This is a genomic window from Paenibacillus pasadenensis DSM 19293, from assembly GCF_000422485.1.
Taxonomy (GTDB): Bacteria; Bacillota; Bacilli; order Paenibacillales; family Paenibacillaceae; genus Paenibacillus_O; species Paenibacillus_O pasadenensis.
In genome coordinates this window covers 1-11746 of record NZ_AULW01000058.1, presented here as the reverse complement: position 1 = coordinate 11746, position 11746 = coordinate 1, and the positions used below count along the sequence as shown (strand labels likewise).

General features: G+C 63.6%; 10 protein-coding genes and 1 rRNA gene. 1 reads left to right on the top strand and 10 read right to left on the bottom strand.

The window, feature by feature from the left end; translation table 11 throughout:
- Window positions 1-13 precede the first annotated feature (13 nt).
- The 3 genes from H582_RS26655 to H582_RS0108315 form a co-directional block, all read right to left on the bottom strand.
- Window positions 14-1027 carry an ABC transporter permease gene (locus H582_RS26655; protein ID WP_084136904.1) on the bottom strand — a complete coding sequence of 338 codons (1014 nt, stop codon included), beginning with the start codon at window positions 1025-1027 and terminating at the stop codon, window positions 14-16.
- A gap of 122 nt (window positions 1028-1149) precedes the next feature.
- Window positions 1150-2169, bottom strand: a complete 1020-nt coding sequence (locus H582_RS0108320; RefSeq protein WP_084136901.1) for an ABC transporter ATP-binding protein — start codon at window positions 2167-2169, stop codon at window positions 1150-1152.
- 33 nt (window positions 2170-2202) lie between these two features.
- Window positions 2203-3321, bottom strand: a complete 1119-nt coding sequence (locus H582_RS0108315) for an ABC transporter substrate-binding protein (protein ID WP_240478974.1) — start codon at window positions 3319-3321, stop codon at window positions 2203-2205.
- 345 nt (window positions 3322-3666) lie between these two features.
- Between H582_RS0108315 and H582_RS31705 the strand changes: the two genes are divergently transcribed.
- A complete protein-coding gene (locus tag H582_RS31705; RefSeq protein WP_153782737.1) occupies window positions 3667-3831 on the top strand; it encodes a hypothetical protein in 165 nt (54 codons plus the stop codon).
- A gap of 159 nt (window positions 3832-3990) precedes the next feature.
- On the opposite strand, the gene clpC is transcribed toward H582_RS31705, so the two are convergent.
- From clpC to rrf, 7 genes are all read right to left on the bottom strand, one after another.
- Entirely contained in the window at window positions 3991-6453 is a 2463-nt protein-coding gene (gene clpC / locus H582_RS0108305) for an ATP-dependent protease ATP-binding subunit ClpC (RefSeq protein ID WP_028598167.1), read from the bottom strand.
- Complete coding sequence (locus tag H582_RS0108300) at window positions 6450-7535, bottom strand: protein-arginine kinase McsB (protein ID WP_028598166.1); 1086 nt, start codon at window positions 7533-7535, stop codon at window positions 6450-6452. The genes clpC and H582_RS0108300 overlap by 4 nt, the downstream gene beginning before the upstream one ends.
- Before the next feature lie 59 nt (window positions 7536-7594).
- On the bottom strand, window positions 7595-8128 hold the full coding sequence (locus tag H582_RS0108295; RefSeq protein ID WP_028598165.1) for a protein-arginine kinase activator protein McsA: 534 nt from the start codon (window positions 8126-8128) through the stop codon (window positions 7595-7597).
- Window positions 8129-8152: 24 nt separating this feature from the next.
- On the bottom strand, window positions 8153-8617 hold the full coding sequence (locus H582_RS0108290; protein ID WP_028598164.1) for a CtsR family transcriptional regulator: 465 nt from the start codon (window positions 8615-8617) through the stop codon (window positions 8153-8155).
- 320 nt (window positions 8618-8937) lie between these two features.
- Window positions 8938-10152, bottom strand: a complete 1215-nt coding sequence (locus H582_RS0108285; protein ID WP_028598163.1) for a GNAT family N-acetyltransferase — start codon at window positions 10150-10152, stop codon at window positions 8938-8940.
- Window positions 10153-10306: 154 nt separating this feature from the next.
- The gene (locus H582_RS0108280) at window positions 10307-11419 is read right to left on the bottom strand and encodes a threonine aldolase family protein (RefSeq protein ID WP_028598162.1); all 1113 of its coding nucleotides are present in this window, start codon (window positions 11417-11419) and stop codon (window positions 10307-10309) included.
- 138 nt (window positions 11420-11557) lie between these two features.
- Window positions 11558-11674 (bottom strand): 5S ribosomal RNA (rrf, locus tag H582_RS0108275).
- Window positions 11675-11746 lie beyond the last annotated feature (72 nt).

Below are 11746 nucleotides of genomic sequence, written 5' to 3'. Positions count from 1 at the left end.
CCCGTCCGCTTATTCAGCGCTCGGCATTCGCCTTCCAGCCGGAGAAGCGGCGCTCCAGCAGCACGAGCCCGTGGTTGATGAGCAGCCCGAGCGCGGAAATGGTCAGGATGCCGGCGTACATCTCCGGAATCTGAAAGTTGTACTGCGTATAGTTGATCAGGTAGCCGAGCCCGGCCTTGGCCCCGACCATCTCGGCGGCGATCAGCACGAGAATCGACGAGGCGCCCGCCAGCCGGATGCCCGTGAACACCGACGGCAGCGATGCCGGCAGGATGACCTTCCAGAACAGCTGGAACGGCGGTAGCCCGAGCGAGCGCGCCGACTTGACGAGCAGCGGATCGACGCCGCGCACGCCGCTCACCGTATTGAGCAGGATCGGCCAGGTGCAGGCGAACAGCACGATCGAGATCTTCGACGTTTCTCCGATGCCGAGGATCAAGATGAATACAGGCAGCAACGCCAGCGCCGCCGTGTTGCGGAACAGCTCCAGCACCGGCCCGAGCAGCAGCGCCGCCGTCCGCGAGTAGCCGATCGCCAGCCCGAGCGGGATCGCGATCGCGACCGCCAGCAGCAGCCCGCTGACCGACCGGACGATGCTCGCCTGGAAGTTTTCCAGCAGCGAGCCGGAGACGGCCAGCTCTCCCCACGCCCTCAGCACCTCCGACAGCGGAGGCAGGAACGTCGCATCCACCAGACCGAGGCGGGGAGCCGTCTCCCAGACGAGAGCCAGCGCGGCGATCGCCGCCGAGCCCCGCAGCGCCTTTGCCACCGCCTTGCCGATCGTCCATGCGGACGCCCGCCGCGCCGCCGCAGGCCGGGACGCTCCGACCGCAGCCGCGGCCTTTTCGGCCGTCGCCGCTGCTCTGCTCCCGCCCCTCCGGCTCGCCTCCAGCCTCTCGGCCGCAGGCCGATCCGCCGCAGCGGCGCGTCCGGCCCCGGCCGTCTCCCGGCCCGCAGCCGCAGCGCCTTCCGGCGCTGTCGCAGCCCGGGACGGGATGCTTCTTGCCGCCGCTTTGTTCACGCTCATTGCCATCGCTCCCTTCGCTTGTCGGCGCGTCCGCAGCGGTCCGCGCCCTTATCCGCTCCTCCGTCAGCCGGTCCGCCCGAAAATCCGCTCTGGGCAAGCCTCCGGCACTCGGCCGCCGGAGGCTACCTGGCGGCGCGCTCCTCCGTCGGCGCGCCGTCCTGCGACTGCGAGAGCCGCACCTCCTCGCGCAGCTCGCTCCAGATCTCGTGTCGCAGCTCGCCGAACGCCGCCGCGGAGCGCGTATCCTCCTCCTCGGAGCGCCGCCCGAGCGGGATGTCGACGATCCGCTTGATGCGCCCCGGCCGCGCCGTCATGACGGCGACCCGCTGGCCGAGATAGACCGCCTCGTCAATCCCGTGGGTGATGAACAGGATCGTCTTGCCCGTCTGCTCCCAGATGCGGAGCAGCTCCGCCTGCAGGCTCTCGCGCGTCTGCGCGTCGAGCGCCGCGAACGGCTCATCCATGAGCAGCACCTCCGGATCGAAGGCAAGGCTGCGCGCGATCGCCACCCGCTGCTTCATGCCGCCGGACAGCTCATGCGGATAACGTCCCTCGAAGCCGCTCAAGCCGACGAGGGCCAAATAGTGACGGGCCCGCTCGCGCCGCTCCCTGGCTCCGATTCCTTTCGCCTCCAGGCCGAACTCGATGTTCGCCTGCGCGGTCCGCCACGGAAACAGCGCATATTGCTGGAAGACGATGCCGCGGTCCATGCCCGGTCCCGTCACCGGCCGCCCGTCGAGCAGGATCTGCCCCGAGGTCGGGCGGGACAGGCCGGCGAGCAGGTCGAGCAGCGTCGACTTGCCGCATCCGCTCGGCCCGACGACCGCCATGAACTCGCCCGGCCGCACGTCCAGATCGAGCCCGTCGACGGCCGTGAACTCCTTGACCTCCTTGCCTTCGCGCACGAGAAACTTTTTCGTCACGTCCTGAAACCGGATCTTGGCCGCTTCCCGGACCGGTTCCGATGTCGGGGACGCTCCGTTCGCTCCTCGGCTCTCCTCTCCTCGGCTCTCCGCTTCCCGGTCCAGTCCCGCTGTCGCCGCCGCCCCTCTCGCTCCCGCTTCCGACGCTTCGCCCTGCCCTTCCGCCTGCCCTTCCGCCTGCCGAGCCTCCCGCTTGCCGTCTTCCCGCCGTTCGCTCATCCGCATCCCTCTCCTTTTTCGGCTTGGGCCGTTTTACTTGCCGGTGTCCTTCTCGTCTTCCTCCGCGTAGGGATTGAACTCGTTCGTGTACAGGTCCTCGAGCTTCACGCCGGCCGCCTTCTTGTCGCCGCTCGCCTCCAGCCATTTGCGCCAGATCTCGAACTCCTCCGGACGGATCGTGCCGCCCTTGCCGGCGACGCTCGTCGATTTCCAGAACTTCAGGTTGTCTCCGCTCTCCTCCCGGCCGCGCTTCGCCACGATGTCCTGAGCGCGCTGGATGACCGTCTCCCTCGGCTGCGTGCGCGCCCATTCGATCGCCTTGGACGTGCCTTCGACGAATTTGCGCACCGTGTTCGGATTGTCTGCGATGAATTTTTTCGTAAAAACGATCGTGCCTGCGCTCTGCGCCCCGAACAGCTCGAAATCGCTGAACAGCTTGCGCACTCCGCCCCGCTCCAGCGCATGGTCGCGCAGGATGCCGCCAAGCACGGCGACATCGATCTGCCCCGCGCGCAGCGACTGCTCTGTATTGACCGGCGGCAGCGCGACGATCGTCACCTGCTTGATCTCGTCGTCGCTGAGCCCTCCGCGCTTCAGGTACTCCTTGAGCACGAATTCAGCATGGGCGCCGAGCGTATTCATGCCGACCTTCTTGCCGATCAAATCGCGGGCGCTGCGGATCGGGCTGTCCTCCAGCACGAAATACCCGTTGTACGTCAATTCGTCCATGCCGTAGTAGCTGATGACCGAGCGGATCGGCGCGCCCGCCGAGATCAGCTTGATGATCGCGCCGTTGAACGCTCCGCCGAAGTCGGACTGGCCCGTCGCCGCCGTCTGGATGTCCTGCGGGCCGCTCGTCGTATTGCCGATCCACTTGAGCTTGACCGGGGCCAGATAGCCGAGATCCTCGGCCAGCTCCGGAAACGTCACCGATCCGACCGAGCCCTGGTACCTCAGCTCCAGCGTCTCCGGCTCTCCGTCCTTGCCGGCGGCGACAGCCTTCTTCTCCTCGTTGCCGCCGCATCCGGTCAGCAGCACCGCGGCCGACAGCACCGTGGCGAGCGCGGCAGCCGTGCGGCTCCTTCTGCGGTTCCTCTTTTCAACAGCCGCTCCCTGAACCGCCGCGTTCCATTGCATTTGCTTCTGCTCCATCCCCAAGCTCCTCTCTCCCGCAAGACCGGCCGGAAAACGGCAAAAGCCTCCGCGGGCGCGGCCGCATCCAAGCAGCCGTACTCGGGAGGCCTCCTCAGCATAGGGTCGGCTCCGCTTCCGATAAGCAAAAAAGACGCATAGCGGCAGGCTTCTCGCGCTGCAGGCTTGCGTCTCCGGTTGCTCCGGTCGATTGTTTATAATTCCTATATAATTACTATGAAAAGAATCATAGCACCGCTTTTCCGTTTCGTCAATACGAATATTTCGCTCTGCGTTGGGCCATGCTGATAGCAAATGGCCGCCCGACCGTGCCCGCACGGCAGCGGCAACAGGAGGAATGCGCTCATGTCCGATCTGCTTCAGCTCGCCCTTATCGCTCTGACGCTTCTTTTTATCGGCCTGGTGCTTCATTGCATTCGCAAAGGCGTCCTGCGCGACCGCTACGCCCTGCTTTGGCTCAGCATCAGCGGAGGCTTCCTCGGCATGCTGGCGCTGCCGTTCCTCGTCTAGCGGACCGCCGATCCCCTCTGCCCTAGGATCGCCAAAAAGGCCGCTCTCATTCCTCGGAAACGGGAATGAGAGCGGCCTTTTCGATTCGTCTTGACCTTGTTCCGCCCGAAGCGCCTTTCGGCGATCCGGGCGCCAGGCCCCGCCAGCCTTCGCCGCCGCTTATTTCGCGGCCGGCTCCTCCTCCGGAAGCTTATGCTCCGGATGAGGCTTGACGGTCAGTCCGCCGTCTTCCTCGTCGATGACGAGCATGTAGCCTTTTTTGATCGTGCCCATCAGCAGCTCCTCGGACAGGCGGTCCTCGATGTGCTTCTGGATCGCGCGGCGCAGCGGGCGTGCGCCATACGCCGGATCGAAGCCTTCCTTGGCGAGGAACTCCTTCGCCTTGTCGGTCAGCTCGAAGTCCACCTCCTGCTCGCGCAGCCGCTTGCGCAGCTCGTCGGACATGAGCGTCACGATCTGGGCGATATGCTCCTGATCGAGCGAGTGGAACACGATCGTCTCGTCGATCCGGTTCAGGAACTCCGGACGGAAGCTTTTTTTCAGCTCGCCCATCACTTTGTCCTTCATCTGGTTGAACTCGCGGCCCGCGTCATGGCTCGCCGTGAAGCCGAGCGTCGAGTTGCGCTTGATCTGATCGGCGCCGACGTTGGACGTCATGATGATAAGCGTGTTGCGGAAGTCGACGACGCGGCCTTTGGAGTCGGTCAGACGCCCGTCCTCGAGCACCTGCAGCAGAATGTTGAACACTTCCGGATGCGCCTTCTCGATCTCGTCGAGCAGGACGACGGAGTACGGCTTGCGGCGCACCTTCTCGGTCAGCTGGCCGCCCTCTTCATAACCGACGTATCCCGGAGGCGCTCCGACCAGACGCGACGTCGAATGCTTCTCCATGTACTCCGACATGTCGATGCGAATGACCGCGTTCTCGTCGCCGAACATCGCCTCGGCCAGCGCGCGGGCGAGCTCCGTCTTGCCGACGCCCGTCGGGCCGAGGAAGATGAAGCTGCCCATCGGGCGCTTCGGATCCTTGAGTCCGGCGCGCGAGCGGCGCACGGCGCGGGAGACGGCCTTGACCGCATCGGATTGCCCGATGACGCGGTCGTGCAGGATCTCCTCCATCTTGAGCAAGCGCTGCGTCTCCTCCTCCGCCAGCTTGACGACGGGGATGCCGGTCCAGCCGGCGACGACCTGAGCGATGTCGTCCGGCGTTACTTCGGAATCGGTGCGCCCCTGCTTTTCCTTCCAGCTGTTCTTCGTCGTATCGAGCTCCTCGCGGATCTTCTGCTCGGTATCGCGAAGCGCGGCCGCTTTTTCGAACTCCTGGCTCTGCACGGCGGCGTCCTTCTCCTTGCGCACTTCGTCCAGCCGGCCTTCGAGCTGCTTGAGATCCGGCGGAATCGTGTACGTATGGAGCCTTACCTTGGAGCTCGCCTCGTCGATCAGGTCGATCGCCTTGTCCGGCAGGAAGCGGTCCGTGATGTAGCGGTCCGACAGCTTGACGGCCGCCTCGATCGCCTCGTCGGTAATTTTCACGCGATGATGCGCCTCGTAGCGGTCGCGCAGGCCATGCAGGATCTGGATCGCCTCGTCCGGCGTCGGCTGGTCGACCGTGATCGGCTGGAAGCGGCGCTCGAGCGCGGCGTCCTTCTCGATGTACTTGCGGTATTCGTCCAGCGTCGTGGCGCCGATGCACTGCAGCTCGCCGCGCGCCAGCGCCGGCTTGAGGATGTTGGAGGCGTCGATCGCGCCCTCCGCTCCGCCTGCGCCGATCAGCGTGTGCAGCTCGTCGATGAACAGCACGATGTTGCCGGCCTGGCGGATCTCATCCATGATTTTCTTCAACCGGTCCTCGAACTCGCCGCGGTACTTCGTGCCCGCTACGACCGAGCCCATATCGAGCGTCATGACGCGCTTGTCGCGCAGCGTTTCGGGAATCTCGTTGGCGACGATCTTCTGGGCGAGGCCCTCGGCGATCGCCGTCTTGCCGACGCCGGGCTCGCCGATCAGCACGGGATTGTTCTTCGTGCGGCGGCTGAGCACCTGGATGACGCGCTCGATCTCCTTGCTGCGGCCGATGACCGGATCGAGGTTGTTCTCGCGGGCGGATGCCGTCAGGTCGCGCGCCAGGCCGTCCAGCGTCGGCGTGCTCACGTTCGCCGGAGCGCCGTGATTGCTGGAGACGGCCTCGCTGCTGCCGAGCAGCTGCAGCACCTGCTGGCGCGCCTTGTTGAGGCTGATGCCGAGGTTGTTCAGCACGCGGGCGGCGACGCCCTCGCCCTCGCGGATCAGGCCGAGCAGGATATGCTCCGTGCCGACGTACGTATGGCCGAGCTTGCGGGCTTCGTCCATCGACAGCTCGATGACCTTTTTGGCGCGCGGCGTATAAGCGATGTTGCTCGGCTGCTCCTGCCCGCGTCCGATGAGCGACTCCACCTCGTCCTGGATCTTCTCGAGACCGAGGCCGAGCGCGATCAGCGCCTTGGCGGCGATGCCCTCGCCCTCGCGGATCAGGCCGAGCAGGATGTGCTCCGTGCCGATATTGTTATGTCCAAGCCGCACCGCCTCTTCCTGGGCCAGTGCCAGCACCTTCTGCGCGCGTTCCGTGAATCGTCCAAACATCATTCGTAAGCACCTCCGTCTTGGGATCGGGATGCCAGCTGCCCGCGGATAAGCTCCGCGCGCCGCATGTCCCGCTGCTCCGTATTCATTTTCTCCTCGAATGCCTGCTGCAGGAAGCCCGGCTGCGTCATGACCATCAACTCATTCATAACCTGCGGGGATACGTGGCCAATCAGTCCCAGGTCGATGCCGAGCCGCACGTCGGACAGCCGCTGCGCGGACTCCTTGGAATCCATGATCGCGGCATGCGACAGGATGCCGTAGGAGCGCTTCACGCGGTCCTCCAGGCGGAGCCTGGATTCCTGCAGCAGCCGCTGCCTCGCCGCCTTTTCATGCTCGATGATCTGACGCACGACGCCGTGCAGGTTGTCGATGATCTCGTCCTCGGACTGGCCGAGCGTGATCTGGTTCGAGATCTGGAACAAGTTGCCCAGCGCCTCGCTGCCTTCGCCGTACAGCCCCCTTACCGCCAAGCCGACCTGCGTGATCGCCGACAGAATGCGGTTGATCTGCTGGGTCATGACGAGCGCCGGCAGATGCATCATGACCGACGCCCGGATGCCCGTGCCGACGTTCGTCGGACAACTCGTCAAGAAGCCGCGCTTCTCGTCGAAAGCATATTCCGTTGCCTCTTCATAGATGTCGTCGATCCGGCTGGCAAGCCGCCACGCCTCCTGCACCTGGAAGCCCGGATATAGACATTGAATGCGAAGATGGTCTTCTTCGTTAATCATGATGCTGATCGCCTCGTTGTCGCTGACGACGACGGCTCCCGCTCTCGACTCGCCGGCGAGCGCCGGGCTGATCAGATGCTTCTCCACCAGCACGCGGCGCTCCAGCTCGCTCAGCTCGGCCAGATCGACCGTCTCGAACGTGCCGACGGCATCGAGCTTTCCTTCCTTGGCGACGGCGATCAGCTTGTTCTTGACCTCCGCCGCATGCTGGCCCGTAGCCAGGATCGGGAATGGAAAGCCCTTCAGGTTGCGAGCCACCCGCACCCTGCTGCTGAAAACGATATCGGAGTCCGGGCCTTCGCCCTTCATCCATTCACTCAGCGCGTTTTGCGCAAAGCGGCCTGCTGCCACATCCCATCCTCCTCTCGACTTCGCGAATTCGAGATCGAATCCGCCTCTGCTCCATGCGCTCAGCCGGGCTCGGCGCTCTGCAGCTGCTTCTCCAGCAGTCGAATCTCGTCCCGGAGCTTGGCCGCCGTCTCGAATTCTTCATTCTGGATCGAGCTCTGCATCTCCTGCCGCAGCCGGTCGATTTCGCGCCGGGTCTTGATCCGTCCGCCCGAGCGCTGCGGAATCTTGCCCACATGCGCCGTGCTGCCGTGCACCCGCTTGAACAGCGGATCGAGCCGATCTCCGAAATGCTTGTAGCACGAGCTGCAGCCGAAGCGTCCGAGCTTCTTGAACTGCGGATAGGTCAAGCCGCACTCCTCGCAGCGGGGCGGCGGAGCGGGCGTCTGCCCCTGCAGGCTGCCTTTGCCGGCGGGATCGAAGTCCATCAGCCCCGACAGCAGGCTATGGATCGAAAAGCCGTTCGGCGATCCGGGCAGCCCTTCTCCCCGCTCGCGGGCGCAGGATTCGCAAATATGGAACTCGTTCTTGTCGCCGTTGATGATTTTCGTAAAATGAAGCGTAGCCGGCCTTTTGCCGCATTCCTGACAAAGCATGCCGTCATCCCCTCCTTGCGCTCCCTATTCCTTACCCAAAAGCGAGATCAGCATCGCCTTCAGCAGCCGGGCCCGCAGCTCGTCGCGCTGCGGCAGCTTGACGGCGATCGTCTCTCTGCAGACGGCCGCCCGCAGCAGATTGCCCTCGCGCCTCGAAATGATCGTCGCTTCCTCCAGCTGGTAGATCAGGCCGTCTGCCGCATTTTGGTCGACCTGCGAGCCGATCGTATGATGGATATGGCCATGAATCGCCTTCATCGCCGGCAGCTCGATGCGCTGGATGCGGATATAGCCTCCGCCTCCTCGCTTGCTCTCGACAAGATAGCCCTTTTCGAGCGTGAAGCGCGTGCTGATGACGTAGTTGATCTGGGACGGCACGCAGGAAAACCGGTCCGCAAGCTCGTTGCGCTGGATCTCGACCGCGCCGTCGGGACTTTCCTGCAGCAGCAGCTTCAAGTGCTGCTCCAGGGCATCGGAAATATTTCGCATATCACCAACCTCCCTATGCTGGCACCTGTACGATGAAAAATGGCGGTAAGCCAAAAAGCCAATGCCCGAATTGCATCCCTGTAGCATTCCCCTGAAAGCGTGACGAAACATCCGCTGGTACGAGAAAGCTCCGCTAGCTCGCCGGAATCTGATCCGGAAAGGCGGGGCGCCGCAACTGACTTTGACTTTCTTTGACTTATGACTTAATTATACGCTTTTTCTCTGAAACGTCAAGCGCTCCAGGCAAGGAAGCCGCACGGCGGAAAACCGGCTTGTCCCATGCCTTTTACCAGCTTGGGACAAGTCGTTCCTCTTTATACCTAGAAAAAGTCCATCAAATTCGGCATGCGCGGCTCCATGCGCTCGGCCAAAGCCTTCAGCTCCGCCGCCGGCCCCGTCAGGCCGCCCGCCGCCAAGAGCTCCCGCGGACCGGCGTAGCCGGTGAACAGCGCCGTCCAGCTGCCGATGCCGCCGCGCAGCGCAACTGCCGCAGCGCTCTCGGCAAATGGCGCCCCGTTGTCCGCCGGCTGTCCGGAGAGCTTGCGCAGCGAGCCTTTTCCCCGCTCGTCGACCGCCAGCTCCCAGCTGCCGTCGTTCCATGGCGCATGCTCATCCTCCACGATCATCGTCCACGATCTTGCCGGTCCCGGCAGGAACGGATACGCTTCGATGAACGCCTCCGCATCGACGATCCGCGCCATGAAGTAGGGTTGCACGGCTTGCTCGATGCGCGGATCCGGCAGCAGGAACGGCAGCGGGTCACCTTTGTAGCTTTCGAACTGGACTTGGTCGATCATCGAGTCATGCTGGCCGAAAAAGGTCCAAAGCCCCTCTCTCGCTTCCTCGCTCAAGTAGACAAGCTCATGTACGGTCAGCTTGCGCTCCTTGACCTGGTACAGCGCATAGCCTTCGGCCGCCCCGCCTTCGGAGCGGTAAATCGCCGCATGTCCCGACTTGCGCCGCAGCACCGAGTCGTCCCACCAGTCGGACTCCCGGGAGAGCGCGATTTGAAAGCCGGAGGCATACTCCTCGTAAAGCTCCTGCAAAGACTGCCGGATGTCCGGCTGAGCCGGATCGACCCGCTCGATAAAGCCCGGCGTGAGCTTGCGCGGAGGCAGCTTGTCCCTCGGGATCGTAAACCGGATCCGGTCGGCGCACAGCTCCCAGCCGAAGCGCCGATAGAACCCGATGCTGAACGGAGCGAGCATGGACAGCGTCTGCCCCCGCTCCTTCATCTCTTCCAGCGAACGGCGCAGCAGCTGCGCGATATGGCCCTTCCGGCGCTCCTCCGGCCAGCTCGCGACGGCCGCCACTCCGCCCATGGCGAACTTGCGTCCCTGCACGTATGCCGTCAAGGGCAGGACAAGCACTTGCGAGCGGATCCGCCCTTCCTCGACCGCTACCCACAGCTGCTCAGGCTTTCTTGTCCGATGCGCCCTCTCCAGCTCCTCCGGCGACATGACGTATTGAAAGGCGTACTGGCTCAGCTTCAGATGCTCGTCCATTTCCTCCGGACGCAGCTTGCGAATTTCCATGCTCGCTCCTCCTTTTTTGGTCCATGTTCTTCCTTACGACGAGCCTCATCTGAATATGGCTCTTGCGTTTCGCTGCCTATATGTGTCCGGTCACGCCGGACACGGCATGTCGCCCGTTCCTTCGACTCGGAGCCCGCCGCGCAGCCCGCATCTGTTAATTGGACTCCGAAGCCTCGCAGCCGGCCTCCCGGAACAGCAGATCGAGCAGCGACAGCGCCTGCTCTAGCTTTTCCGGCGGCACGTCCTCGTATCGGTCTCCGATCGACAGCTCGCTGACGCAAGAGGTGGCCGTTTTTTCTTTGACATATCCGACCAAAGCTACTCCCGTCTCCCGAGCGGCCTGCTCGAACAGATCGGCAGCCTGCTGCGCCGGCAGCTCCGCATGGAGATGGAACATGTTCGACACCGGCGTCTCCGGTACGGTGCGAAGTCCCGTCACGCCGTTCAGGCGGCGGGCCAGATCCTTGGCGCCCTCATAATACCGGCTCATCCTCGGCCGACGTAGATCCAGATAGTAGTCGGAGCTGACGATATACGGATAGAGGCTGATTAGATCGCCGCCATGCCGGCGCTTCCACACCTTGGCCTCGGCCGCGAGCTGCGTATCTCCGGCCAGCACCGCGCCCGCGATGCCTCCGAGACCTTTGTAAAAAGAGACGTACACGCTGTCGAACAAGCGGCAGATCTCCGCCTCCGAGCGTCCGTAATACGGAACGATCTCAAACAGGCGCGCCCCGTCCAGATGAAGCGGAATGCCGTTTTCCCGGCACCAGGCCGAGATCGCCTCCAGCTCCTCAAACGGAGGCAGCTGCCCGCCGATTTCCCGCTGCGGCAGCTCAAGCAGCAGGCAGCCGACGTTCCCCATCTCCTGCACGTCCTGCAGCGTGATGAGCCGGTCCGCATCGCCCAGCAGCACCGGCTCGATGCCATGCAGCTCATGCAATCCTTTTTCCTCATGAATCTCCAGATGGCATAGCGGATGGTAAGCCGCCTTGCGAATGCCTTTGCGATCGCACCAGATCCGCAGGGCGATCTGCTGCGCCATCGTACCGCTTGGGAAAAAGACCGCCGCTTCCTTGCCCAGCAGCTTCGCCAGCTTCGTTTGGAAAGCTTCGATCACCTCTCCTTTCCCGTACATGTCGCTTGCCTGGTCGACGTCCATCTCGTCGAAAGCCTGCGTCAGCATCCGCATCGAGCGCTTGCTGCTGCCGGTGACGACATGCGCGGCCTGAGCGAAGCTCTCTGCAAGCCCGTTCGTTGTTCCCATGCTGACTCTCCTTTCAAATTGAAACCCTTGATGCAGGTATACCAGAATCAGACGGCAAGAAGCAAGTATAGCGGTTACATTTCGACCCAATGCAAAAAGCCGCCGCATCCGAAGATGCGGCGGCTCGTGATTGCAAGTGCTTGGCGACGTCCTACTCTCCCAGGACCCTGCGGTCCAAGTACCATCGGCGCTGGAAGGCTTAACGGTCGTGTTCGGGATGGGTACGCGTGGTTCCCTTCCGCCATCGCCACCAAACGTCCTGCTTGCTCAAGGCGTAGGCTTGCGCCCTGAAAACTGGATCGAACGAAATGCCGTGCTGACCGGCTG